The 26,141-nt window shown below is 53.6% G+C and carries 21 protein-coding genes, 1 pseudogene and 1 riboswitch; of the genes and pseudogenes, 16 read left to right on the top strand and 6 right to left on the bottom strand.

The genetic code is table 11. The annotated features are described in order from the left end of the window. From tuf to rpoC, 9 genes and pseudogenes are all read left to right on the top strand, one after another. Window positions 1-230 (top strand): annotated as a pseudogene (tuf, locus tag ACFQW4_RS23215) (elongation factor Tu); the annotation flags it as partial. Between the two features lie 227 nt (window positions 231-457). Continuing rightward, entirely contained in the window at window positions 458-841 is a 384-nt protein-coding gene (gene secE, locus ACFQW4_RS23220) for a preprotein translocase subunit SecE (RefSeq protein ID WP_064741592.1), read from the top strand. Between the two features lies 1 nt (window position 842). Continuing rightward, the gene (nusG, locus tag ACFQW4_RS23225; RefSeq protein ID WP_007886300.1) at window positions 843-1,388 is read left to right on the top strand and encodes a transcription termination/antitermination protein NusG; all 546 of its coding nucleotides are present in this window, start codon (window positions 843-845) and stop codon (window positions 1,386-1,388) included. A 148-nt stretch (window positions 1,389-1,536) separates the two neighbouring features. After that, window positions 1,537-1,965 (top strand): 50S ribosomal protein L11, encoded by a 429-nt coding sequence (gene rplK / locus ACFQW4_RS23230; protein WP_007886298.1) that lies wholly within the window; start codon window positions 1,537-1,539, stop codon window positions 1,963-1,965. A gap of 3 nt (window positions 1,966-1,968) precedes the next feature. Beyond that, window positions 1,969-2,673 carry a 50S ribosomal protein L1 gene (gene rplA / locus ACFQW4_RS23235; protein WP_007886296.1) on the top strand — a complete coding sequence of 235 codons (705 nt, stop codon included), beginning with the start codon at window positions 1,969-1,971 and terminating at the stop codon, window positions 2,671-2,673. Window positions 2,674-3,022: 349 nt separating this feature from the next. Then, window positions 3,023-3,520, top strand: a complete 498-nt coding sequence (rplJ, locus tag ACFQW4_RS23240; RefSeq protein ID WP_007886294.1) for a 50S ribosomal protein L10 — start codon at window positions 3,023-3,025, stop codon at window positions 3,518-3,520. 66 nt (window positions 3,521-3,586) lie between these two features. Beyond that, on the top strand, window positions 3,587-3,949 hold the full coding sequence (rplL, locus tag ACFQW4_RS23245) for a 50S ribosomal protein L7/L12 (protein WP_101763017.1): 363 nt from the start codon (window positions 3,587-3,589) through the stop codon (window positions 3,947-3,949). 332 nt (window positions 3,950-4,281) lie between these two features. Then, the gene (rpoB, locus tag ACFQW4_RS23250; RefSeq protein WP_008108400.1) at window positions 4,282-8,310 is read left to right on the top strand and encodes a DNA-directed RNA polymerase subunit beta; all 4,029 of its coding nucleotides are present in this window, start codon (window positions 4,282-4,284) and stop codon (window positions 8,308-8,310) included. A 78-nt stretch (window positions 8,311-8,388) separates the two neighbouring features. Continuing rightward, window positions 8,389-12,612 carry a DNA-directed RNA polymerase subunit beta' gene (gene rpoC / locus ACFQW4_RS23255; RefSeq protein WP_101763019.1) on the top strand — a complete coding sequence of 1,408 codons (4,224 nt, stop codon included), beginning with the start codon at window positions 8,389-8,391 and terminating at the stop codon, window positions 12,610-12,612. Window positions 12,613-12,678: 66 nt separating this feature from the next. Here rpoC and ACFQW4_RS23260 read toward each other — a convergent pair whose 3' ends face one another. Beyond that, the gene (locus ACFQW4_RS23260; protein ID WP_008108404.1) at window positions 12,679-12,867 is read right to left on the bottom strand and encodes a DUF1127 domain-containing protein; all 189 of its coding nucleotides are present in this window, start codon (window positions 12,865-12,867) and stop codon (window positions 12,679-12,681) included. A 175-nt stretch (window positions 12,868-13,042) separates the two neighbouring features. On the opposite strand from ACFQW4_RS23260, the gene ACFQW4_RS23265 reads away from it, so the two are divergent. Then, window positions 13,043-14,497 carry a PLP-dependent aminotransferase family protein gene (locus ACFQW4_RS23265; protein WP_192415500.1) on the top strand — a complete coding sequence of 485 codons (1,455 nt, stop codon included), beginning with the start codon at window positions 13,043-13,045 and terminating at the stop codon, window positions 14,495-14,497. A gap of 153 nt (window positions 14,498-14,650) precedes the next feature. On the opposite strand, the gene thiE is transcribed toward ACFQW4_RS23265, so the two are convergent. The 3 genes from thiE to rsd form a co-directional block, all read right to left on the bottom strand. Then, the gene (thiE, locus tag ACFQW4_RS23270; RefSeq protein ID WP_377727954.1) at window positions 14,651-15,298 is read right to left on the bottom strand and encodes a thiamine phosphate synthase; all 648 of its coding nucleotides are present in this window, start codon (window positions 15,296-15,298) and stop codon (window positions 14,651-14,653) included. Further along, a complete protein-coding gene (gene thiC, locus ACFQW4_RS23275) occupies window positions 15,295-17,217 on the bottom strand; it encodes a phosphomethylpyrimidine synthase ThiC (protein ID WP_377727957.1) in 1,923 nt (640 codons plus the stop codon). Before thiC ends, thiE begins: the two co-directional genes overlap by 4 nt. A 90-nt stretch (window positions 17,218-17,307) precedes the next feature. Beyond that, window positions 17,308-17,408: riboswitch (TPP riboswitch) on the bottom strand. A 235-nt stretch (window positions 17,409-17,643) separates the two neighbouring features. Beyond that, window positions 17,644-18,150 (bottom strand): sigma D regulator, encoded by a 507-nt coding sequence (rsd, locus tag ACFQW4_RS23280; RefSeq protein ID WP_101763024.1) that lies wholly within the window; start codon window positions 18,148-18,150, stop codon window positions 17,644-17,646. An 88-nt stretch (window positions 18,151-18,238) separates the two neighbouring features. Between rsd and nudC the strand changes: the two genes are divergently transcribed. The 6 genes from nudC to ACFQW4_RS23310 all read left to right on the top strand — a co-directional run bounded on the left by nudC (window position 18,239) and on the right by ACFQW4_RS23310 (window position 22,638). Beyond that, complete coding sequence (gene nudC, locus ACFQW4_RS23285) at window positions 18,239-19,012, top strand: NAD(+) diphosphatase (protein ID WP_110868440.1); 774 nt, start codon at window positions 18,239-18,241, stop codon at window positions 19,010-19,012. Between the two features lie 39 nt (window positions 19,013-19,051). Then, the gene (hemE, locus tag ACFQW4_RS23290; RefSeq protein ID WP_137384933.1) at window positions 19,052-20,119 is read left to right on the top strand and encodes a uroporphyrinogen decarboxylase; all 1,068 of its coding nucleotides are present in this window, start codon (window positions 19,052-19,054) and stop codon (window positions 20,117-20,119) included. A gap of 2 nt (window positions 20,120-20,121) precedes the next feature. Further along, window positions 20,122-20,790, top strand: coding sequence for a deoxyribonuclease V (gene nfi, locus ACFQW4_RS23295; protein ID WP_354468457.1), 669 nt, complete (start codon window positions 20,122-20,124; stop codon window positions 20,788-20,790). Window positions 20,791-20,852: 62 nt separating this feature from the next. After that, window positions 20,853-21,443, top strand: coding sequence for a YjaG family protein (locus ACFQW4_RS23300; RefSeq protein ID WP_110868442.1), 591 nt, complete (start codon window positions 20,853-20,855; stop codon window positions 21,441-21,443). 188 nt (window positions 21,444-21,631) lie between these two features. After that, window positions 21,632-21,904, top strand: coding sequence for a nucleoid-associated protein HU-alpha (gene hupA / locus ACFQW4_RS23305; RefSeq protein ID WP_007886275.1), 273 nt, complete (start codon window positions 21,632-21,634; stop codon window positions 21,902-21,904). A gap of 68 nt (window positions 21,905-21,972) precedes the next feature. Next, the gene (locus tag ACFQW4_RS23310) at window positions 21,973-22,638 is read left to right on the top strand and encodes a DUF1481 domain-containing protein (protein WP_377727963.1); all 666 of its coding nucleotides are present in this window, start codon (window positions 21,973-21,975) and stop codon (window positions 22,636-22,638) included. Between the two features lie 44 nt (window positions 22,639-22,682). On the opposite strand, the gene purD is transcribed toward ACFQW4_RS23310, so the two are convergent. Beyond that, on the bottom strand, window positions 22,683-23,963 hold the full coding sequence (gene purD / locus ACFQW4_RS23315; RefSeq protein WP_217550750.1) for a phosphoribosylamine--glycine ligase: 1,281 nt from the start codon (window positions 23,961-23,963) through the stop codon (window positions 22,683-22,685). An 18-nt stretch (window positions 23,964-23,981) separates the two neighbouring features. Continuing rightward, window positions 23,982-25,571, bottom strand: a complete 1,590-nt coding sequence (purH, locus tag ACFQW4_RS23320) for a bifunctional phosphoribosylaminoimidazolecarboxamide formyltransferase/IMP cyclohydrolase (RefSeq protein WP_377727967.1) — start codon at window positions 25,569-25,571, stop codon at window positions 23,982-23,984. Between the last annotated feature and the right edge of the window lie 570 nt (window positions 25,572-26,141).

The raw sequence follows: 26,141 nt of genomic DNA on the forward strand, positions 1-26,141 counted from the left end.
GTCATACTCCGTTCTTCAAAGGCTACCGTCCTCAGTTCTACTTCCGTACTACTGACGTGACCGGTGACGTTCAACTGCCAGAAGGCGTTGAGATGGTAATGCCAGGCGACAACGTAAAAATGACCGTAACTTTGATCAAGCCAATCGCTATGGATCAGGGTCTGCGTTTCGCAATCCGTGAAGGCGGCCGTACTGTTGGTGCGGGTGTTGTTGCTGAAATTATCGCTTAACTGCGATAAGATTTGACGCAATGCACAAGGAAAGGGCATCATTTGATGCCCTTTTTGCACGCTGTTGTATAGAACCTGGCTCATCAGTGATTTTGCATCATAATCATTGCTGAGACAGGCTCTGTTTCACGGCGTTGGATACCGAGTTACGCTCAAAAGCTCATTCGGTTTGGATGCCTCGCACTGCGGGGCAGTATAGTTTCTGAATTATTGTGGCAGGTTGGTTTATGAGTGCGAATACCGAAGCTCAAGGAAGCGGGCGCGGCCTTGAAGCGATGAAATGGGTAGTTGTGATCGCATTGCTCCTGGTAGCAATCGTCGGCAACTATATCTATCGCGATGTAACATTGCCTCTGCGCGCGCTGGCTGTGGTTGTGCTGATCGCTGCAGCGGGCGGCATTGCTTTGCTGACAATCAAAGGCAAAGCGACTGTGGCATTTGCCCGTGAAGCTAAAACCGAAATGCGTAAGGTCATTTGGCCGACTCGCCAGGAAACACTGCACACCACGTTAATCGTTGCCGCGGTTACTGCCGTGATGTCACTGATTTTGTGGGGGCTGGATGGTATTCTGGTCCGTCTGGTATCGTTTATCACTGGCCTGAGGTTCTGAGATGTCTGAAGCTCCAAAAAAACGCTGGTACGTCGTTCAGGCGTTCTCTGGTTTTGAAGCCCGCGTAGCGAAATCGCTGCACGAGCATATCAAACTGCACAACATGGAAGAGCTTTTTGGCGAAGTCATGGTGCCGACTGAAGAAGTCGTCGAAATCCGTGGCGGCCAGCGTCGCAAAAGCGAACGTAAATTCTTCCCTGGCTACGTATTGGTTCAGATGGTAATGAATGACGCCAGCTGGCACTTAGTACGCAGTGTACCGCGTGTAATGGGCTTTATCGGTGGTACTTCCGACCGTCCTGCGCCAATCAGTGATAAAGAAGTAGATGCGATTATGAACCGCCTGCAGCAGGTGGGTGATAAGCCGCGTCCAAAAACGCTGTTCGAGCCAGGCGAGATGGTACGCGTCAGCGACGGCCCGTTTGCCGACTTCAACGGAGTGGTCGAAGAAGTGGACTACGAGAAGAGCCGCCTGAAAGTGTCCGTTTCCATCTTTGGCCGTGCAACGCCAGTGGAACTCGACTTCGCTCAGGTGGAGAAAGGTTAACCCTTCTGTTCACTTTTTAGCTCTTGCGGAAGGCGCGAAATTTACCTATAATTTCGCGCCTTTTGTTTTTATGTGCCCGCAACGGCATATAAATCGTTATCACGGGGAGCCTGTTTTTCAGGCGTTATAACCCAATTGAGGAATTATCATGGCCAAGAAAGTACAAGCCTACGTTAAGTTGCAAGTTGCAGCTGGTATGGCTAACCCAAGTCCACCTGTTGGTCCAGCACTGGGTCAGCAGGGTGTTAACATTATGGAATTCTGCAAAGCGTTCAACGCTAAGACTGAATCCCTGGAGAAAGGCCTGCCTACTCCTGTTGTTATCACCGTATACAGTGACCGTTCTTTCACCTTCGTTACCAAAACGCCTCCGGCTGCCGTACTGCTGAAAAAAGCAGCGGGCATCAAGTCTGGTTCTGGTAAGCCGAACAAAGACAAAGTCGGTAAAGTTTCCCGTGCTCAGGTACGTGAAATCGCAGAAACTAAAGCTGCGGACATGACTGGTTCTGACGTAGAAGCGATGACTCGCTCTATCGAAGGTACTGCTCGTTCCATGGGCCTGGTAGTAGAGGATTAAGAAATGGCTAAGCTGACCAAGCGCATGAGCGTAATCCGTGACAAAGTTGATGCTACTAAGCAGTACGACATTAACGAAGCTGTTGCTCTGCTGAAAGAACTGGCTACTGCCAAGTTCGTAGAAAGCGTTGACGTTGCCGTTAACCTCGGCATCGATGCACGTAAATCTGATCAGAACGTGCGCGGTGCGACCGTTCTGCCACACGGTACTGGTCGTTCAGTACGTGTTGCCGTCTTCACCCAAGGTGCAAACGCTGAAGCTGCTAAAGCAGCTGGCGCAGAACTGGTTGGTATGGAAGACCTGGCTGAGCAGATCAAAAAAGGCGAAATGAACTTTGACGTTGTAATCGCATCTCCAGATGCAATGCGCGTTGTTGGCCAGTTGGGCCAGGTTCTGGGCCCACGCGGTCTGATGCCAAACCCGAAAGTTGGTACTGTAACGCCGAACGTTGCTGAAGCAGTTAAAAATGCTAAAGCAGGTCAGGTTCGTTATCGTAACGACAAAAACGGCATCATCCACACCACCATCGGTAAAGTGGATTTTGACACTGACAAATTGAAAGAAAACCTGGAATCTTTGCTGGTTGCGCTGAAAAAAGCTAAACCATCACAGGCGAAAGGCGTGTACATCAAGAAAGTCAGCATCTCTACCACCATGGGCGCCGGCGTTGCCGTTGACCAGGCCGGTCTGAGTGCATCAGCAAACTAATTGCTGCTTGTAACGGGCGAAAAATTCATCTAGAATCTTACGCCCGTTGTTCTGGTTGTTTGCACAATTCAGAACCCAGATTCAAAGCGAGTGAGTGACAAAGTCTAAACACTTGGTTGTTCAGTCGCTTAGGTTGGAGCCAGGCCTTATCCTGGCCTCCGTCCGAGACCGCAGGAGCAGAATATTTTCGGATATCTTGCTTAATACCCTGCGTAGACGGTGACAGAACCAAAAAGAATTATTTCTTCGCTGGATTCTGCTCACCGTGTAATAGCGCTTATCGCCTTCGGGTGAATAAGTGAAGTGAGTTCCGGGAAATTATTCCCGGTCAATCCAGGAGCAAAAGCTAATGGCATTAAATCTTCAAGGCAAACAAGCGATTGTTGCTGAAGTTAGCGAAGTAGCCAAAGGCGCGCTTTCAGCGGTTGTTGCGGATTCCCGTGGCGTGACCGTTGATAAAATGACCGAACTGCGTAAAGCAGGTCGTGAAGCTGGCGTTTACATGCGTGTTGTTCGTAACACCCTGCTGCGCCGCGTCGTTGAAGGTACTCCTTTCGAGTGCCTGAAAGACACGTTTGTTGGTCCGACCCTGATTGCATACTCTTTGGAACACCCGGGCGCTGCTGCTCGTTTGTTCAAAGATTTCGCTAAAGCGAATGCAAAATTTGAGGTCAAAGCTGCAGCCTTTGAAGGTGAGCTGATCACGGCGGCCAATATTGACCGTCTGGCAACTCTGCCGACTTACGAAGAAGCACTGGCACGTCTGATGTCGACCATGAAAGAAGCCGCTGCTGGCAAACTGGTCCGTACTCTGGCTGCTGTGCGCGATGCAAAAGAAGCGGCTTAAGGCCAAATTCTTTTCCTTCGTGCTTGCTACCGTATAAACTTTTTCTGATTTTTAGGAACAATCGATATGTCTATCACTAAAGACCAAATTCTGGAAGCTGTTGCCGCTATGTCCGTAATGGAAGTAGTTGAGCTGGTTTCTGCTATGGAAGAAAAATTCGGCGTTTCTGCTGCTGCCGCTGTAGCCGTTGCTGCTGGCCCAGCTGAAGCTGTTGAAGAGAAAACTGAATTCGACGTAATTCTGAAAGCTGTTGGCGCTAACAAAGTCGCAGTAATCAAAGCAGTACGTACTGCAACTGGCCTGGGCTTGAAAGAAGCTAAAGACCTGGTTGAAGCTACCGGTACTATCAAAGAAGGCATCAGCAAAGATGACGCAGCCGCTCTTGAAGCTGCTCTGAAAGAAGCTGGCGCTGAAGTTGAAGTTAAGTAAGACAACCTTCGGGTTGCAGCCTGAGTAACATTAGGCTGATGGCTGGTGACTGTTTAGGTCACCAGCCTTTTTGCGCTACAGGGGAATGATGGCGTTTCGCACTGTTTGTCCATCATTCCTCTTCAATATCTTTTTCTATCGACGCCTTAATATATCGCTCTCCTGCGAAGGTTCCCTGCCTGAACAACGGCGATGAAATGATTTAAGAGTGATAGAAAGATGTATTGCATGGGGTGCTGCGCATCGCATGAAAAACAAAAAATAGTGTTGCATGAACTGTCCTTTTCAGGACGGACAGCGTGGTTCGACATGTCAGCTAGCTGAGGAACCCCATGGTTTACTCCTATACCGAGAAAAAACGTATTCGTAAGGATTTTGGTAAACGTCCACAAGTTTTGGACATACCTTATCTCCTTTCTATCCAGCTTGACTCGTTCCAGAAGTTCATCGAGCAAGATCCAGAAGGCCAGTACGGTCTGGAAGCAGCCTTCCGCTCCGTATTCCCAATCTCAAGCTACAGCGGCAACTCTGAGTTGCAGTATGTCAGCTACCGTTTGGGTGAGCCTGTCTTTGACGTAACTGAATGTCAGATCCGTGGCGTGACCTATTCGGCACCGCTGCGCGTGAAACTGCGTCTGGTGATCTACGAGCGCGAAGCGCCGGAAGGCACCGTAAAAGACATTAAAGAACAAGAAGTCTACATGGGTGAGATTCCACTCATGACGGACAATGGTACCTTTGTTATCAATGGTACTGAGCGTGTTATCGTTTCTCAGCTGCACCGTAGTCCTGGCGTGTTCTTCGACAGCGATAAGGGTAAAACGCACTCTTCCGGTAAAGTGCTGTATAACGCACGTATCATCCCTTACCGCGGTTCATGGCTCGATTTCGAGTTTGACCCGAAAGACAACCTCTTCGTCCGTATTGACCGTCGTCGTAAGCTGCCAGCCAGTATCATTCTGCGCGCGTTAAACTTCACTTCAGAACAAATCCTTGATCTGTTCTTTGATAAAGTCGTTTATGAAATCCGCGATAACAAACTGCAGATGGAACTGGTGCCTGAGCGCCTGCGTGGTGAAACCGCCTCCTTCGATATCGAAGCAAACGGCACGGTCTACGTTGAGAAAGGTCGTCGCATCACTGCGCGCCACATCCGTCAGCTGGAAAAAGACAACATTCAGCACATCGAAGTGCCAGTTGAATACATTGCTGGCAAAGTGGTTGCTAAAGACTACGTCGATCTGAACACCGGCGAGCTGATCGTTCCTGCAAACATGGAATTGTCACTGGATCTGCTGGCGAAACTGAGCCAGTCAGGCCACAAGCGCATTGAAACGCTGTTCACCAACGACCTGGATCACGGTGCGTACATCTCCGAGACTCTGCGTGTAGACCCAACCAACGATCGTCTAAGCGCGCTGGTTGAGATCTACCGCATGATGCGTCCTGGTGAGCCACCAACGCGTGAAGCTGCTGAAAACCTGTTCGAGAACCTGTTCTTCTCTGAAGATCGTTACGATCTTTCTGCGGTTGGCCGTATGAAGTTCAACCGTTCTCTGCTGCGTGATGAGATCGAAGGTTCAGGTATCCTGAGCAAAGACGACATCATCGAAGTGATGAAAAAGCTTATCGGTATCCGTAACGGTATCGGTGAAGTGGATGATATCGATCACCTCGGTAACCGTCGTATTCGTTCTGTTGGCGAAATGGCAGAAAACCAGTTCCGTGTGGGTCTGGTGCGTGTTGAGCGTGCAGTTAAAGAGCGTCTGTCTCTGGGCGACCTCGATACGCTGATGCCTCAGGACATGATCAACGCTAAGCCGATTTCGGCGGCGGTGAAAGAGTTCTTCGGTTCAAGCCAGCTGTCCCAGTTTATGGATCAGAACAACCCATTGTCCGAGATTACGCACAAACGTCGTATCTCTGCTCTGGGCCCAGGCGGTCTGACCCGTGAGCGCGCCGGCTTCGAAGTACGTGACGTACACCCAACGCACTACGGTCGTGTATGTCCTATCGAAACTCCGGAAGGCCCGAACATCGGTCTGATCAACTCACTCTCGGTTTACGCGCAGACTAACGAATACGGTTTCCTTGAAACCCCGTATCGCCGCGTTGTTGACGGGAAAGTGAGTGATGAAATTCATTACCTCTCTGCAATTGAAGAGGGTAACTACGTTATCGCTCAGGCAAACACCAACCTCGCAGAAGATGGCAGCTTTGTTGACGATCTCGTCACCTGCCGTAGCAAGGGTGAGTCAAGCCTGTTCAGCCGCGATCAGGTTGACTACATGGACGTTTCCACCCAACAGGTGGTTTCTGTCGGTGCTTCACTGATTCCGTTCCTGGAGCACGATGATGCTAACCGCGCCTTGATGGGTGCGAACATGCAACGTCAGGCGGTTCCAACTCTGCGTGCTGATAAGCCGCTGGTTGGTACCGGTATGGAACGCGCAGTAGCGGTTGACTCCGGTGTAACTGCTGTCGCGAAACGTGGTGGTACCGTTCAGTACGTTGATGCTTCTCGTATCGTTATCAAAGTTAACGAAGAAGAGATGTATCCGGGCGAAGCGGGTATCGACATCTACAACCTGACCAAGTACACCCGTTCTAACCAGAACACCTGCATCAACCAGATGCCGTGTGTCAATCTGGGTGAGCCGATTGAGCGTGGCGACGTGCTGGCAGATGGCCCGTCTACCGACCTCGGTGAACTGGCGCTGGGTCAGAACATGCGCGTGGCGTTCATGCCATGGAACGGTTACAACTTCGAAGACTCCATCCTCGTATCCGAGCGTGTGGTTCAGGAAGACCGTTTCACCACTATCCACATCCAGGAACTGGCATGTGTGTCTCGCGACACCAAGCTGGGGCCAGAAGAGATCACCGCTGATATCCCGAACGTGGGTGAAGCTGCGCTTTCTAAACTGGATGAATCCGGCATTGTGTATATCGGTGCGGAAGTGACCGGTGGCGACATTCTGGTTGGTAAGGTAACACCGAAAGGTGAAACCCAGCTGACGCCAGAAGAGAAACTGCTGCGTGCGATCTTCGGTGAAAAAGCCTCTGACGTAAAAGATTCGTCACTGCGCGTTCCGAACGGCGTATCCGGTACTGTTATTGACGTGCAGGTCTTCACTCGCGATGGCGTGGAAAAAGACAAGCGCGCGCTGGAAATCGAAGAGATGCAGCTGAAGCAGGTTAAGAAAGACCTGTCTGAAGAACTGCAGATCTTCGAAGCTGGCCTATTTGGCCGTATCCAGGCCGTACTGATCTCGGGTGGTGTTGAAGCTGAGAAGCTGGACAAACTGCCACGTGAGCGCTGGCTGGAGCTGGGCCTGACTGACGAAGAGAAGCAGAACTCTCTGGAGCAGCTGGCTGAGCAGTACGACGAACTGAAGCACGAGTTTGAGAAGAAACTTGAAGCTAAGCGTCGCAAGATCACCCAAGGCGATGATCTGGCACCAGGCGTGCTGAAAATCGTTAAGGTGTATCTGGCCGTTAAACGTCAGATTCAGCCTGGTGACAAGATGGCAGGTCGTCACGGAAACAAGGGTGTTATCTCGAAGATCAACCCTATCGAAGACATGCCTTACGATGAGAACGGTACGCCGGTCGACATCGTACTGAACCCGCTGGGCGTACCATCGCGTATGAACATCGGTCAGATTCTGGAAACTCACCTCGGTATGGCGGCTAAAGGCATTGGTGAAAAAATCAATGCGATGCTGAAGAAGCAGGAAGAAGTCTCCAAACTGCGTGAGTTCATCCAGCGTGCTTACGATCTGGGCACTGATGTGCGTCAGAAAGTTGACCTGAACACCTTTACAGATGACGAAGTACTGCGTCTGGCAGAGAACCTGAAGAAGGGTATGCCAATCGCGACTCCGGTGTTTGACGGTGCGAAAGAGAGCGAAATCAAAGAGCTGCTGCAGCTCGGCGGATTGCCTTCTTCCGGTCAGATCACCCTGTTCGACGGCCGTACTGGTGAGCAGTTTGAGCGTCAGGTAACCGTAGGTTACATGTACATGCTGAAACTGAACCACCTGGTTGACGACAAGATGCACGCACGTTCTACCGGTTCTTACAGCTTGGTTACTCAGCAGCCGCTGGGTGGTAAAGCGCAGTTCGGTGGACAGCGCTTCGGTGAGATGGAAGTGTGGGCACTGGAAGCATATGGTGCCGCGTATACCCTGCAGGAAATGCTTACCGTTAAATCTGATGACGTTAACGGCCGTACGAAGATGTATAAAAACATCGTCGACGGTAACCATCAGATGGAACCGGGCATGCCGGAATCCTTCAACGTACTGTTGAAAGAGATTCGCTCGCTGGGTATCAACATCGAGCTGGAAGACGAGTAAGTACTCGCAAGTACTGGTTACGGGACGTGCACTTCGGGTGCGCGTCCCTGAGAGTTCCACTCCGACGGGAGCTAATCCGTGAAAGACTTACTTAAGTTTCTGAAAGCGCAAACTAAGACCGAAGAGTTTGATGCGATCAAAATTGCTCTGGCCTCGCCAGACATGATCCGTTCATGGTCTTTTGGTGAAGTTAAAAAGCCGGAAACCATTAACTACCGTACCTTCAAGCCTGAGCGTGACGGTCTTTTCTGTGCCCGTATTTTTGGACCGGTAAAAGACTACGAATGCCTGTGCGGTAAGTACAAGCGTTTAAAACATCGCGGCGTGATCTGTGAGAAGTGTGGCGTTGAAGTTACACAGACCAAAGTACGTCGTGAGCGCATGGGCCACATTGAGCTGGCTTCACCGACTGCGCACATTTGGTTCCTGAAATCACTGCCTTCGCGTATCGGCTTACTGCTGGATATGCCACTGCGTGATATCGAGCGCGTGCTGTACTTCGAATCTTATGTGGTTATCGAAGGCGGCATGACCAACCTGGAAAAACGTCAGATTCTGACCGAAGAGCAGTACCTTGACGCGCTGGAAGAGTTCGGTGACGAATTCGACGCGAAGATGGGTGCGGAAGCTATCCAGGCGCTGCTGAAAAACATGGATCTGGAGCAAGAGTGCGAGCAGCTGCGTGAAGAGCTGAACGAGACCAACTCCGAGACCAAACGTAAAAAGCTGACCAAGCGTATCAAGCTGCTGGAAGCGTTCGTTCAGTCTGGTAACAAGCCAGAGTGGATGATCCTGACCGTTCTGCCGGTTCTGCCGCCAGATCTGCGCCCGCTGGTACCGCTGGACGGTGGTCGTTTCGCAACGTCGGATCTGAACGATCTGTATCGTCGCGTGATCAACCGTAATAACCGTCTGAAACGCCTGCTGGATCTGGCTGCGCCAGATATCATCGTACGTAACGAAAAACGTATGTTGCAGGAAGCGGTTGATGCACTGCTGGATAACGGCCGTCGCGGTCGCGCCATCACTGGCTCGAACAAGCGTCCGCTGAAATCTCTGGCAGACATGATCAAAGGTAAGCAGGGTCGTTTCCGTCAGAACCTGTTGGGTAAACGTGTTGACTACTCTGGCCGTTCAGTTATCACCGTTGGTCCATACCTGCGTCTGCATCAGTGCGGTCTGCCGAAGAAAATGGCTCTTGAGCTGTTCAAACCGTTCATCTACGGCAAGTTGGAACTGCGTGGCCTGGCCACCACCATCAAAGCCGCTAAGAAAATGGTTGAGCGCGAAGAGGCTGTCGTTTGGGATATCCTGGACGAAGTGATCCGCGAACACCCGGTACTGCTGAACCGTGCACCAACTCTGCACCGTTTGGGTATCCAGGCGTTTGAACCGGTTCTGATCGAAGGTAAAGCGATCCAGCTGCACCCGCTGGTTTGTGCGGCATATAACGCCGACTTCGATGGTGACCAGATGGCTGTTCACGTACCGCTGACGCTGGAAGCCCAGCTGGAAGCGCGTGCGCTGATGATGTCGACCAACAACATTCTGTCACCAGCGAACGGCGAGCCAATCATCGTTCCTTCACAGGACGTTGTTTTGGGTCTGTACTACATGACCCGCGACAAAGTGAACGCCAAAGGCGAAGGCATGGTGCTGACTGGCCCGAAAGAAGCTGAGCGTGTTTATCGCGCTGGCCTGGCCGAGCTGCATGCACGCGTTAAAGTGCGTATCACTGAATACACCAAGAACGAGCAGGAAGAGTTCGTTGCGAAAACCAGCATTATCGACACCACCATTGGTCGTGCGATTCTGTGGATGATCGTTCCGAAAGGCCTGCCTTACTCCATCGTCAACCAGGCGCTGGGTAAGAAAGCCATTTCTAAGATGCTGAACACCTGTTACCGCATTCTTGGCCTGAAGCCGACCGTTATCTTTGCTGACCAAACCATGTACACCGGTTTTGCTTACGCAGCCCGTTCAGGTGCCTCTGTAGGTATCGACGACATGGTCATCCCAGCGAAGAAAGCGGAAATCGTAGCGGAAGCGGAAGCGGAAGTTGCTGAGATTCAGGAACAGTTCCAGTCTGGTCTGGTAACTGCTGGCGAACGTTACAACAAAGTTATCGATATTTGGGCCGCAGCTAACGAACGCGTTTCCAAAGCGATGATGGATAACCTGCAAACTGAAACCGTGATCAACCGTGATGGCGAAGAAGAACAGCAGGTATCGTTCAACAGCATCTACATGATGGCCGACTCCGGTGCGCGTGGTTCTGCTGCACAGATTCGTCAGCTGGCCGGTATGCGTGGTCTGATGGCTAAGCCAGATGGCTCAATCATAGAAACGCCGATCACCGCGAACTTCCGTGAAGGTCTGAACGTACTCCAGTACTTCATCTCCACGCACGGTGCGCGTAAAGGTCTTGCGGATACCGCACTGAAAACCGCTAACTCCGGTTATCTGACGCGTCGTCTGGTAGACGTAGCGCAGGATCTGGTTGTTACCGAAGATGACTGCGGTACGTTCGAAGGCATCATGATGACTCCGGTCATCGAAGGTGGCGACGTTAAAGAGCCGCTGCGTGAGCGTGTACTGGGTCGTGTAACGGCTGAAGACGTTCTGAAGCCAGGCACTGCGGACATCCTGATCCCGCGTAACACCCTGATCGATGAACACTGGTGTGATGTGATCGAACTGAATTCAGTCGATGCGATTAAAGTGCGCTCGGTTGTTGGCTGTGAAACCGACTTCGGTGTGTGTGCACACTGCTACGGTCGCGATCTGGCACGTGGTCACATCATCAACAAAGGTGAGGCCATCGGTGTTATCGCAGCACAGTCCATCGGTGAGCCGGGTACACAGCTGACAATGCGTACGTTCCACATCGGTGGTGCGGCATCTCGTGCGGCTGCTGAATCCAGCATCCAGGTGAAGAACAAAGGTACTATCAAGCTGACCAACGCGAAGTCTGTAACCAACTCTTCAGGGAAACTGGTTATCGTTTCACGTAACGTTGAGCTGAAGATGATCGACGAGTTCGGTCGTACCAAAGAGAGCTATAAAGTACCTTACGGTGCGGTCATGGCTAAAGGTGATGGCGAGCAGGTTGCCGCGGGCGAAACCGTAGCAAACTGGGATCCGCATACCATGCCGGTCATCACCGAAGTGGGCGGTTTCATTCGCTTCACTGACATGATCGACGGTCAGACCATTACGCGTCAGACTGACGACTTAACCGGTCTGTCATCGCTGGTGGTTCTGGATTCTGCAGAACGTACTGCGGGTGGTAAAGATCTGCGTCCTGCGCTGAAAATTGTTGATGCCAACGGAAATGATGTTTTGATTCCAGGTACCGACATGCCAGCACAGTACTTCCTGCCGGGCAAAGCAATTGTTCAGCTGGAAGATGGCGTTAAGATCAGTGCCGGTGACACGCTGTCGCGTGTTCCGCAGGAGTCTGGCGGTACCAAGGATATTACCGGTGGTCTGCCGCGCGTTGCTGACTTGTTCGAAGCGCGTCGTCCGAAAGAGCCAGCAATCCTGGCGGAGATCAGCGGTATCATCTCCTTCGGTAAAGAGACCAAAGGTAAGCGTCGTCTGGTGATTACGCCGGTTGATGGTAGCGATCCGTACGAAGAGATGATTCCAAAATGGCGTCAGCTTAACGTATTCGAAGGTGAGCGCGTAGAACGTGGTGACGTCGTATCTGACGGCCCAGAGTCTCCGCACGACATCCTGCGTCTGCGTGGCGTCCATGCTGTGACCCGTTACATCACTAACGAAGTGCAGGAAGTTTACCGTCTGCAAGGCGTTAAGATTAACGATAAACACATCGAAGTCATCGTTCGTCAGATGCTGCGTAAAGCAACCATCTCGAGCGTGGGAAGCACCGACTTCCTGGAAGGTGAGCAGGCTGAATACTCACGCATCAAGATCTCTAACCGTGAACTTGAAGCGAATGGCAAAATCGGCGCAACATTCATGCGCGATCTGCTGGGTATCACCAAAGCGTCACTGGCAACCGAATCGTTCATCTCTGCAGCATCGTTCCAGGAGACCACGCGTGTCCTGACCGAAGCAGCAGTTGCAGGTAAGCGTGATGAACTGCGCGGCCTGAAAGAGAACGTCATCGTGGGTCGTCTGATCCCAGCCGGTACCGGTTATGCTTATCACCAGGATCGTATGCGTCGCCGCTCTGCGGGCGAAGCACCGGTTGCACCGCAGGTTACTGCGGATGAAGCCTCTGCAAGCCTGGCAGAATTGCTGAACGCCGGTCTGGGCGGAAGCGACGACGAGTAATTCGTCTGCCAAAGCTGACCAATAAAAAACCCTGCTTCGGCAGGGTTTTTTTTCGTCTTCATTTTGTCAGAACTTGCGGCAGACATCTTCGCGTGTCAGTCCGATATCACGCAGCTGGTTATCACTCAGTTTTGACAGGATGCGGTGAGTTTCACGCCGTGCTTTCCAGTGTTTAACCATACGTACTGCGCCGCGGAAGATATCCAGTAAAGTGACGTCAAAAGGTTTAGCCGCGCGGTTTTGATCGAATTCCATAATCCTTGCCCTCAGTAGGTTGCCTGAGAAGCATTGTCTGATTCCTTCGCATTATGATACAGACGCAAAAAACACTTATCTTTAACATACAGATTGCCTTGAAGTGGATCTGAATGGTAATAATGAGGTCTATCTGTACTGGTTTATTATGATTGATGGCTGAGTGAGGCATACGATGACGCGCTACCAACATTTAGCATGTTTGCTTTCGGATCGTATAGAGCAAGGGCTGTACCGCAGCGGCGAGCGCTTGCCGTCGGTGCGCACGCTGAGTCTTGAACACGGCGTGAGTATCAGCACCGTTCAGCAGGCATATCATCTGCTGGAAGAGAAACAGCTGATTGTGCCGCAGCCACGTTCCGGATATTTCGTTGCAACACGCAAAGCGACGCCGCCGATGCCGGCCATCACCCGACCTGCACAGCGTCCGGTGGAAATCACGCAGTGGGAATCGGTGCTGGAGTTGCTCAGCAGCCGAACTAATAACGATGTGTTGCAACTCGGCAGCGGTATGCCCGATCTGACCCAGCCCACGTTGAAACCGCTGTGGAAAATTCAAAGCCGTATGGCGCAGAAGCAGGATATCGATCAGCTCAACTATGACAGTTTGCTGGGTGTCGCGGCATTGCGCGAACAGGTTGCGCGCCTGACGATCGACAGCGGTTGTCAGCTCACGGCAGACGATATCGTGATCACCACCGGCTGCCATGAAGCGTTGTCGATCTCGATTCGTGCGATATGTCAGGCTGGTGACATCATTGCGGTGGAGTCGCCGACTTTCCACGGCACCATGCAAACTCTGCGCGGCTTCGGCATTCGCGCCATTGAGATTCCTACCGATTCGGTTACCGGCATCAGCCTGGAAGCGCTGGAACTTGCGTTCGAACAGTGGCCGATTAAAGCGGTTGTGGTGGTGCCAAACTGCAATAATCCGCTGGGCTTTATCATGCCGGAATCTCGCAAACGTGCGCTGGTGACGCTGGCACAGCGTTTCGATGCCGCGATTATTGAAGACGATGTGTACGGCGAGCTGGCGTGGGAGTATCCGCGTCCGGTTACCCTTAAGTCGTTGGATCACGATGGACGGGTATTGCTGTGCAGTTCCTTCTCCAAGACGCTGGCGCCGGGGCTGCGTGTCGGTTGGGTGGCGCCGGGACGCTATCGCGATCGCGTGCTGCATATGAAATATATCAGCACCGGATCGACGGCTACCCAGCCGCAACATGCGGTCGCCGAGTTTATTCGTCTTGGTCATTATCTGCCGCATTTGCGGCGCATGCGTCAGGTATATCAACGCAATTATGAAACCTTTAGCTGCTGGGTACGCCACTACTTTCCGTGTGGGATTTGTGTGTCGCGTCCGCAGGGCAGTTTCCTGATGTGGATTGAATTGCCAGAGGCATTTGACGCGGTCAGGCTCAATACCGAATTGCGTGAGCTGAACATGCAGGTTGCCGTAGGCTCGCTGTTTTCGGCCTCGGGTAAGTATCGCAACTGCTTGCGCCTGAATTATGGTTTGCCAATGAATGAGCACACAGAGCAGGCGATAGCTCAACTCGGCGCAGCGGTAGAACGTGCCATGCTGGCTTGTAGTCATGAATCCGTGCATACCTCCTCCCTGATCACGTGAAGAAAGGCAGGGCTGGGAGAGGTTGAGACCAGCCCTGGCCCGCTGCAAGCGACAGCGGGCAGGCACACTTTAGTCTTGTCAGGAAATGACGCCAGCCCCTACATCACGCTGCTGCGCGGCAGATTCCAGCGTTTCATCTTTACTTGCCGCGCATTACACTGCTTCTGCAGGTTCGATTCCATTTTCCACCAGTGACAGTAACTGCTGCGTTGCTGCGCGCCAGTCGGCGGCTTGGGTAATCGCGCTCACCACCGCAATGCTGCCCACGCCGGTAGCCAGCACTTCCGGCACGCGCGCCAGAGAAATACCGCCAATCGCCACGGTTGGCACATTCTGCAAACGCGCCAGGTGGCGTTTCAATTCCACCACGCCTTGCGGCGCAGAAGGCATATCTTTGGTTTGCGTAGGATAGATGTGGCCAAGCGCAATGTAAGAAGGGCGCAGCGCCAGAGCCCGATCTAACTCGGCATCGTCATGCGTCGATAAACCCAGGCGCAATCCCGCCTCGCGAATGGCCGCCAGATCGGCTACATCGAGATCTTCCTGGCCGAGGTGCACGCCATAAGCGTGATATTTAATGGCTAAGCGCCAGTAATCATTGATAAACAGGCGAGCGCGATACTGTTTGCCGAGTGCAATCGCCTCGCGCACCGCATCTTCCAACTCGTGATCTTCACAATCTTTGATGCGCAGCTGTATGGTGCGCACACCGGCTTCCAGCAAGCGTGCGATCCATTCCACGCTATCAACAACCGGATACAGCCCCAGCTTTGAGGCTGTGGCAGGAAAGGCGTCGGTCATACATTTTCCTCTTTAAGGGTATCGGCAGCGTGATAGATCTCGCCGCCACGATTGCGGAAGGCGTCCGACATTTGCGCCATACCCATCTCAATCGGCTGGGCTTCAGCCTGTTGGCGGGCGGCAAACTCACGCACTTCCTGGGTAATTTTCATCGAGCAGAATTTCGGGCCGCACATCGAGCAGAAGTGCGCTACTTTTCCTGATTCCTGCGGCAGGGTTTCATCGTGATAGGCGCGTGCGGTGTGCGGATCGAGCGCCAGATTGAACTGATCTTCCCAGCGGAATTCAAAACGCGCTTTCGACATCGCATTGTCACGGATCTGCGCACCGGGATGACCTTTTGCCAGATCCGCCGCGTGCGCAGCGATCTTGTAGGTGATCAGCCCTTGCTTCACATCCTCTTTGTTCGGCAAACCGAGGTGCTCTTTCGGCGTCACGTAACACAGCATGGCGCAGCCGAACCAGCCAATCATGGCCGCGCCGATGCCGGAGGTGAAATGGTCGTAGCCGGGCGCGATATCGGTGGTAAGCGGGCCAAGCGTGTAAAACGGGGCTTCGTGACAATGCTCAAGCTGTTCGGTCATATTGCGTCGAATCATCTGCATCGGCACATGGCCCGGACCTTCAATCATCACCTGCACATCGTATTCCCAGGCGATTTTGGTCAGTTCGCCCAGCGTATGCAGTTCGGCAAATTGCGCCTCATCGTTGGCATCCTGAATCGAGCCGGGACGCAGGCCGTCGCCCAGTGACAGCGCCACATCATAGGCGGCACAAATTTCACAAATCTCGCGGAAGTGCAGATAGAGGAAACTTTCGGTGTGATGCGACAGGCACCATTTCGCCATAATCGAGCCGCCGCGCGACACAATGCCGGTCAGGCGTTTGGCCGTCATCGGCACATAGCGCAGCAACACGCCAGCGTGAATGGTGAAGTAGTCAACGCCTTGTTCCGCCTGCTCCAGCAGCGTGTCGCGGAAAATCTCCCAGTTGAGATCTTCTGCAATGCCGTTCACTTTCTCCAGCGCCTGATAAATCGGCACCGTACCAATCGGCACCGGACTGTTGCGCAAAATCCACTCACGCGTTTCATGGATGTAGCGGCCGGTTGAGAGATCCATCACAGTGTCTGCGCCCCAGCGTGTTGACCACACCAGCTTCTCCACTTCCTCTTCAATAGATGAGCTCACCGCAGAGTTGCCAATGTTGGCATTCACTTTCACCAGGAAGTTGCGGCCGATAATCATCGGTTCGGATTCGGGATGGTTGATGTTCGAAGGGATGATGGCGCGGCCGCTGGCGACTTCCTGACGGACAAATTCCGCGGTGATATTTTCTGGCAGATTGGCACCAAAGCTGTGACCCGGATGCTGCTGTAACAGCACTTCACCGCGAATACGCTCGCGGCCCATATTTTCACGCAGCGCGATAAACTCCATCTCCGGCGTGATGATGCCCTGACGCGCATAGTGCAACTGGGTAACACGGCGACCCGCTTTGGCACGGCGCGGTTGCGGCAGCTGCTCAAAACGCAGATGGTCCAGGCCTTCATCCGCCAGGCGCTGCTGCGTGTAACGGGAACTCAGCTGGTGGATGGTTTCGCTGTCGTCACGTTCTTCGATCCAATTGGCACGCAGCCTGTCGAGTCCCTGATGCACATTAATGGTGGCTTGAGGATCGCCATAAGCCCCGGCGGTGTCGTAAACCGGTACCGCTTCATTTGGCTCATAGCGCGGATTCTCTTTGCTGCCGCCTATGTGCGTTGGACTGAGCTGTATCTCACGCATCGGCACGCGAATATCCGCGCGGCTGCCGGTGATCCAGATACGTTTGGAGTTGGGGAAAGCGGTTCCCTGCAGGGAATCGATAAATTCTTGCGCCTGAGCGCGTTGTTCACGACGAGAAGTTTTAGCAGACATAGCAAGTTTCCGGTAACGGTTGGAAGTTGCTTGTCCAGAGTTCGGAAGGAGTAACAGGTACGGTGCCGGGCGCCAGCATGCACCGTGCTGATAATGTCTACTCTTGTTCCCTTCGCAGGTACTAACCTGATCAGGTTCCGCGGATCCCGAATTAACGGTCTCAGCCCTAGAGGGCACTCCGACAAGTTGGTGTTTTGTGGTTTAAGCTACTTTGCTTGCCATTTTGCACCTGGGCAGTGCTCGTGACCGTCACGTACTACGTGTACGCTCCGGTCCCTGCGCGCTGTCCGAGTGCAAACTGGCTGCGCACGCTACGCTTAAACCGCAAAATTTGCCTTTTGATTGTCGTTAAAGAAGACAATAAAAAAGCCCATTTAGCATAAGAGGGCTTTTCTTGAATAACAAGTTTTTTACATCTTCGGGGTTCTAAGCCGGGCGGGCAATGGCGCTGTCGTTGGCAACCGGCGGAAGCGCCAGCTGGTTGTCCCAGGCGAGTTGCACCAGCTTATCTTCCAGCGTGAAGCGCGATTCCAGCACCTCGCCGACTTCGGAGAGCGCGGTTTGAAAATCCACGCAATTATCATCGTTAATCGCTTGCTGCAGATGGCTATCGTAGAGCTGCATGATGCGATCGGTATTCGCCTCCAGTGCCGGATAAATCTGCGCAGCGACGAATAAGGGGCTATCACCCTGCATCTCACTAATGATGTGTTCATACACGCTGAAATGGCCGGTGGAAAGGTAATCCACCAGGTTGTGACAAAATGCGTCCAGCGCCTGTTCATCCAGCGTGGATAACGCATCTTTTTGTGGCTTCATGCCAATAAGCTCGTAGTAAGTGACGAGCAGCTGTCGACGGGCGCGCAGCCATGAATCAACCAATTCATTTCCGCCGCCTACACGCTCTGTCAGGTTATCTAACTGGTTAAGCATATGGGGCTCCAGGTAGGTTATAGTTGTTTATTACACACTTAATATTAGGATTTCAGCGTGCGATTTGACGCTAAGGACAACGATTAAGATGCAACGTGAGATCTCAAGCTTAGACGCTGGATGGTGGGTTGTCAGCCATGAGCAAAAACTTTGGTTGCCGCAGGGCGAATTGCCGCATGGCTTAGCCAGCGATTTTGGCCTCAGCGGCAGCAACGCGATTTTGATCGGCGAGTGGCAGGGCGAGAATGTCTGGCTGGTACGTGAATCGCGTCCGGACAGCATGGGCTCCGTGCGCCAACTGATTGATGAGGATGTCGGCCTGTTCCAAATCGCCGGACGTGGCGTGCAGCTGGCGGAGTTTTACCGCTCGCATCGCTGGTGCGGCTATTGCGGCCATGAGATGCACATCAGCAAACGCGAATTTGCCTGCTTGTGCAATCACTGCCGCGAGCGTTATTACCCGCAAATTGCGCCGTGCATCATCGTGGCTATCCGCCGTGGCGATGAGATCCTGCTCGCCAATCATGCGCGTCATCGTAACAATATCTACACCGTGCTGGCGGGCTTTGTCGAAGTGGGCGAAACCTTAGAACAAGCGGTGGCGCGGGAAGTGATGGAGGAGAGCAACGTGCGGGTGAAAAACGTGCGTTACGTTACCTCGCAGCCGTGGCCGTTCCCGCACTCTCTGATGATGGCGTATATGGCGGAATATGACGGCGGCGATCTGCAACACGACGGCAAAGAGCTGCTGGATGCCGGTTGGTATCGCTACGACGATCTGCCGCTGTTGCCGCCGCCCGGCACGGTGGCGCGTCGCCTGATTGAAGATACCGTTGCCCTGTGTCGCGCCAGCGCGGCGTGAAAATGCTACACTGCCGGCCTTAGCATGAGAGAGCCCATTATGAGTGAACTGAAGAACGATCGTTATCTGCGCGCCCTGTTACGTCAGCCGGTAGATGTCACACCGGTATGGATGATGCGACAAGCCGGGCGTTATTTGCCGGAGTACAAAGCCACGCGCGCTGAAGCCGGTGATTTTATGTCGCTGTGTAAGAATGCTGAGCTGGCGTGTGAAGTCACGCTGCAACCGCTGCGTCGCTATGCGCTGGATGCGGCAATTCTCTTCAGCGATATCCTCACCATTCCGGATGCGATGGGACTTGGGCTCTACTTTGAGACCGGCGAAGGCCCGCGTTTCTCCAATCCGATCACCTGCCGTGCGGATGTCGACAAGCTGCCAGTGCCGGATCCAGAGCAAGAGCTCGGTTATGTGATGAACGCGGTGCGTACCATTCGTCACAACCTAAAAGGCGAAGTGCCGCTGATCGGTTTCTCCGGCAGCCCATGGACGCTGGCAACCTACATGGTTGAAGGCGGCAGCAGCAAAGCGTTCACCAAAATTAAAAAGATGATGTACGCCGAGCCACAAACCCTGCACAAGCTGTTGGATAAGCTGGCAGACAGCGTGATTCTTTATCTCAATGCGCAGATTAAAGCTGGCGCGCAGTCGATCATGGTGTTCGACACATGGGGCGGCGTGCTGACCGGACGCGACTATCGCGAATTCTCACTCTATTACATGCACAAAATCGTCGATAGCGTGCTGCACGAGAATGAAGGTCGCCGCGTTCCTATTACGCTGTTCACCAAAGGTGGCGGCCAATGGCTGGAAGCGATAGCGGCGACCGGCTGCGATGCGTTGGGACTCGACTGGACCACCGATATCGCCGATGCGCGTCGTCGTGTGGGTGATAAAGTGGCGCTGCAGGGCAACATGGATCCTTCCATGCTGTATGCACCGCCTGCGCGCATTGAGCAGGAAGTCGCCGGGATTCTCGAAGGTTTTGGCACTGGCGAAGGTCACGTGTTTAACCTGGGCCACGGCATCCATCCTGATGTGCCGCCTGAGCATGCTGGTGCGTTTGTTGAAGCGGTGCATCGTCTGTCACGTCCGTATCATCAGGGCTGATGATGGATTTAGCCGCACTACGCCAGGAACAGTTACAGCGCGCTGCTGATGTGGTGCGGCAGGATGATTTCGATGTGCTGCCGCCACGCTTTCTTGGTGGTGCCGACGTGGGATTTGAACAGGGCGGCGAGATCACGCGCGCGGCTCTGGTCATCCTCGAGTATCCATCCTTAAAGCTGGTGGAACACCGCATTGCGCGCGTGGCCACCGCCATGCCCTATATTCCGGGCTTCTTATCCTTCCGCGAAATGCCAGCGCTGCTGGAAGCCTGGCAGCAGCTCTCCCAGTTGCCCGATCTGCTGTTTGTCGATGGACACGGTATTTCCCATCCCCGTCGGCTTGGCGTGGCGGCGCATTTCGGTTCGCTGGTGGATGTGCCCACCATTGGCGTGGCGAAGAAGCGTTTGTGTGGACGTTTTGCTGAGCTGGACGCCGAGCCAGGCAGCCGTCAGCCGCTGCTCGACAAAGGCGAACAGATTGGCTGGGTATGGCGCAGTAAAGCGCGCTGTAATCCGCTGTTTATCTCGACCGGCCATCGCGTCAGCATGGATAGTGCATTGCAATGGGTGGAAGCCTGTACTGCGGGCTATCGTTTGCCGGAACCGACGCGTTGGGCGGATGCTGTCGCCTCCGGACGCCCGGCCTTTCTGCGCTGGCAAAACACGCCTTAACGCTGTTTGTGCCCGGCTTTTGCGGTACACTGCCGCCAGCTAACCTATTGAGAGTAAGTTTGATGTTACAGAATCCCGTCCATTTGCGTCTGGCGAAGCTTGAAAGCTGGCAGCATATGACTTTCATGGCCTGCCTTTGCGAGCGTATGTTCCCCAACTATTGGGCTTTTTGTCAGCAGACCGCATTCGCCGATCCGCAACTCTATCGCCGCATCCTCGATCTCATCTGGGAAAGCCTGACGGTCAAAGATGCCAAAATCAATTTCGACGGTCAGCTGGAGAAATTTGAAGCGGCGATCCCTGATGGTGACGATTTTGAGGTTTACGGTGTTCATCCGGCGATTGATGCCTGCGTGGCCTTGAGTGAACTGCTGCATGCACAGCTCAGCGGCGAAACGCTTGAGCACGCCGTTGAAGTCAGCCGTACATCGATCACCACCGTGGCGATTCTGGAAATGACGCAGGCCGGTCGCGAAATGACCGACGAAGAGCTGCGTGGAAATCAGGCTGTCATCGATGAATGGGACCTGCAGTGGGAGATTTTCCGCCTGCTGTCAGAGTGTGAGGAGCGCGACCTTGAATTGATTAAAGGTCTGCGTGCAGACCTGCGCGAAGCGGGAATCAGTAACATCGGTATACTTTTTCAGCAATAAGGCAAGAAAACGTGACTTCAGGCCCGAATTACCGCGCCTGGAGGCTTCACATCAGCCCCCAGTCTGGTCTACATTTGGGGGGCTGAAAATTGTGGCTATCGGTGCGTGCCGGCTGAACAAGGTCTGAGAATGGCTTTTCCCTCGCACTCGTTGCTTAGCAAGCGATAAATACACTTTAAGGATAACTTATGAACAAGACTCAACTGATTGATGTGATCGCAGAGAAAGCTGACCTGTCTAAAACCCAGGCTAAGACTGCGCTGGAATCTACCCTGGCTGCGATCACTGAGTCTCTGAAAGAAGGTGATGCTGTACAACTGGTTGGTTTTGGTACTTTTAAAGTGAACCACCGCGCTGAGCGTACCGGTCGCAACCCGCAGACTGGCAAAGAGATCAAAATTGCAGCAGCTAACGTGCCAGCGTTCGTTTCAGGCAAAGCTCTGAAAGACGCTGTTAAGTAAGTTTCCGCATTGCGGTTTAGCTTTAAAAGAGGGGGCGTTAGCGCCCCTTTTTGTTGCCGGGACCTGCCATGCTGAATTCAATTCCTCAGCGCGTTTGCGCCCTGTTATTTGGTGCGCTGCTGACGGGCTGTAGCTCCACTCCTGAACTTCCTGCCTTCACGGCGAGCGGCTATCTGGCCGACCGCGGCACTGTGCGCATCTGGCGCAAGAATAGCGACCATCAAGTTGTTCACCTGCGTACGGTCTTCACGCCGTTTAATGGCGATGCGATGGAAACCACTGACTACAATTGGCAGCAGCAGAAGCTGATTAGCGTCGAACGGCGCGTCGCGGGTGCACAGCCGGATGATGTCACCTTACGCTTCGATCATCAGGGCAATCTCAATTTCATGCAGCGCCAGCTGGCGGGGCGACGTGAAGCGGTCAGCGCTGATAGCGTTGAGCTATATCGCTTCGATGCGCAGCGCATGTTGGATCAGAGCAATGCGTTGCTCGCAGGCCGCGTATTACTGCGTCAGGGCCATTGGCTGGGTGGCAATCAGGTGCGTGAGTGCGATGACAAGCTGTTGAATGTGGCCTTTGATCGCGACACGCTGTATACGCTAGGTCGCCAGCAGCAGAGCCAGACTGCGCCATTGATGGTGTCGTGGCTGGAAGCGCCGGAAGGTGTGCAGCTGCTGCGTGCCACGCCGAATGACGAATGCAGCTGGCAGCCAAAAGAGAGTGATTTCTGACAGGTGGAAAAGAGAAGGGGCACCTGCTGTGCCCCTTTGCGTACTTATTTACGGTTAATCGCGCGGTAGCCGATATCGCGGCGGCAGAAGCTGCCATCCCACGAGATATGCTGCGCCAGCGCATACGCGTTCTTCTGCGCAGCGGCAACATCGTCGCCCAGTGCGGTCACGCACAGTACGCGACCACCGTTGGTGACCACCAGATCGTCCTTCATGGTGGTGCCAGCATGGAACACCTTGCCATCCGGTACTTCTTCCAGCGGCAGACCGTGAATCTGATCGCCCGTGTTGTAATCGCCCGGATAACCACCCGCCGCTAACACCACGCCGAGAGAGGGACGCGGATCCCACTGCGAGGTTTGCTGATCCAGTTTACCGTCGGTCGCCGCCAGACACAGCGCCACCAGATCCGACTGCAGGCGCAGCATGATCGGCTGAGTTTCCGGATCGCCGAAGCGGCAGTTAAATTCGATCACTTTAGGCTGACCGGCTTTATCGATCATCAACCCAGCGTACAGGAAGCCGGTATAAATGTTGCCTTCTGCTTTCATACCGTTGACGGTTGGCCAGATGATCTGATCCATCACGCGCTGGTGGATCTCATCGGTTACCACGGGCGCCGGAGAATACGCGCCCATGCCGCCGGTATTTGGACCGGTATCGCCATCGCCGACACGTTTGTGATCCTGGCTGGTGGCCATCGGCAGCACGTTGTTGCCGTCGACCATCACGATAAAGCTGGCCTCTTCGCCATCGAGGAACTCTTCAATCACGATACGGTGACCAGCATCGCCGAACGCATTGCCAGCCAGCATATCCTGCACAGCGGCTTCCGCTTCCGCCAGTTCCATCGCCACGATCACGCCTTTACCGGCCGCCAGACCGTCAGCTTTGATCACGATCGGTGCGCCTTTCTCATGCAGATACGCCAGCGCAGGTTCCACTTCGGTGAAGTTCTGGTATTCGGCGGTTGGAATCTGCTGACGTGCCAGGAAATCTTTGGTGAACGCCTTTGAGCCTTCCAGTTGGGCAGCGGCTTGCGTTGGGCCAAAGATCTTCAGACCTGCAGCACGGAACGCATCAACCACGCCAATCACCAGCGGTGCTTCCGGACCAACGATAGTCAGATCGATCTTTTCCTGCTGAGCAAAGGCCAGCAGCGCGGGAACGTCGGTGGCGCTGATTGCCACGTTTTGCAGAGCCGGCTCGAGCGCGGTGCCCGCATTGCCAGGCGCGACAAATACTGTTTCCGCCAGTGGCGATTGTGCCGCTTTCCATGCCAGCGCGTGTTCACGTCCGCCATTACCAATCACTAAAATTTTCATCTGTACTGCTCCCAACAATTAATGGCGGAAATGACGCATGTCGGTAAAGATCATCGCGATGCCGTGCTCATCAGCGGCGGCAATCACCTCATCATCACGGATTGAACCGCCCGGCTGAATCACGCAACTGATACCGACAGCCGCAGCGGCGTCAATACCGTCGCGGAACGGGAAGAAGGCATCAGACGCCATCGCGGACCCTTTCACTTCCAGACCTTCGTCACCGGCTTTGATACCGGCAATTTTGGCCGAGTAAACGCGGCTCATCTGGCCGGCGCCAATGCCGATGGTCATGTTGTCACGTGCGTAGACGATGGCGTTGGATTTAACGAACTTCGCCACTTTCCAGCAGAACAGCGCATCACGCAGTTCCTGCTCAGTTGGCTGACGTTTGCTGACAACGCGCAGCTGACTGGCATTGACCATGCCCAAATCGCGATCCTGAACCAGCACGCCGCCGTTAACGCGTTTGAAATCCAGCGCCGCAACGCGACCTTGCCACTGACCACACACCAGAACGCGCACGTTCTGCTTGGCTGCGGTAACTTTCAGTGCCGCTTCGCTGGCGGATGGCGCGATGATCACTTCAACAAACTGACGGCTGATGATCGCCTGCGCGGTGGCTTCGTCCAGCTCGCGGTTAAAGGCGATGATGCCACCGAAAGCGGAAGTAGGATCGGTTTTGTAGGCACGCTCGTAAGCGTCAAGAATCGAACCACCAACTGCCACGCCGCATGGATTAGCGTGTTTGACGATCACACAAGCGGCTTCGTCGAACTCTTTCACGCATTCAAGTGCGGCATCGGTATCGGCGATATTGTTGTATGAGAGCGCTTTGCCCTGAACCTGCCGCGCAGTGGCCACTGAAGCTTCAGCAACATTCTCTTCTATATAGAAGGCAGCATCTTGATGGCTGTTCTCGCCGTAACGCATATCCTGCTTCTTAATGAAGTTGAGGTTCAGCGTGCGCGGGAAGCGGCCAGCCGGTTCTTTGCTGTCGCTGTGATAAGCCGGCACCAGGCTACCGAAGTAGTTGGCGATCATGCTGTCGTAGGCGGCAGTGTGTTCGAAAGCTTTGATGGCCAGATCGAAACGCGTTTCCAGCGTGAGCGAGTTTTCGTTGGCATCCAGCTCGGCAATGATCGCTTCGTAATCGCTGCTCTTCACCACGATCGCCACGTCTTTGTGGTTCTTCGCCGCTGAGCGAACCATGGTTGGGCCACCGATATCGATGTTCTCAACCGCGTCAGCTAATGAGCAATCAGGTTTGGCAACGGTTTGTGCGAAGGGATAGAGGTTGACGACCACCATGTCGATTGGGTTGATGGCGTGTTCAGCCATGATCGCATCATCCTGACCACGACGACCCAAAATGCCGCCATGCACTTTCGGGTGCAGCGTTTTGACGCGTCCATCCATCATTTCCGGGAAACCGGTGTAGTCAGAAACTTCGGTGACGGGCAAGCCCGCATCTGCCAGCAGACGTGCTGTACCGCCTGTGGAGAGCAGCTCAACACCACGACTGGAGAGTGCCTGAGCAAATTCGAGGATACCGGCTTTGTCAGAGACACTGAGTAGAGCGCGGCGTACAGGACGACGTTGTTGCATGGTGGTTTTATCCCTTGGCTTTGTTTCGCGTAATAAAGAGCGTTACATCAAGCTTAGTGTCTCTCTTCTATATAGAAGGAAACGCTTGCCTCATGTAACGCCCCAAAAGGGGCATCCTTGACGTCGCCGGGCATTGTAGCGAAAACGTTTGCGTGATGCTCGCCTAAATTCATTTATGCGGCAGAGTGTGGATAACACTGTGTGTAACTGCGTATAAGGCGGGGTTTTGCTGTGGAATGCAGCGAACGGTTGTTTTTATTGAATTTAGCGGTTGCGTGCTGAGAACAACTCCCTATAATGCGCATCCATCAACACGGCACAACGGTTTACGAAGTGCGGTGTTGGTGAGGAAGATTCGATAAGAACTTCCGCCGGATGAAAACGCTGAAAAAAGTGTTTGACTCCGAAGGAGAGTAGCGTAGTATACGCCACCTCGCGACAGACGGTTCAGCCGCTGTTCGCAACGCTCTTTAACAATTTATCAGACAATCTGTGTGGGCACTCGCAGGATTGATATCCGCGTCTCCGGACGCAAAAAAATATCAAAGCCTCACGAGTGAACACATAATG

The organism is Pantoea sp. GCM10028869 (assembly GCF_042666835.1).
GTDB classification, from domain to species: Bacteria; Pseudomonadota; Gammaproteobacteria; order Enterobacterales; family Enterobacteriaceae; genus Pantoea; species Pantoea leporis.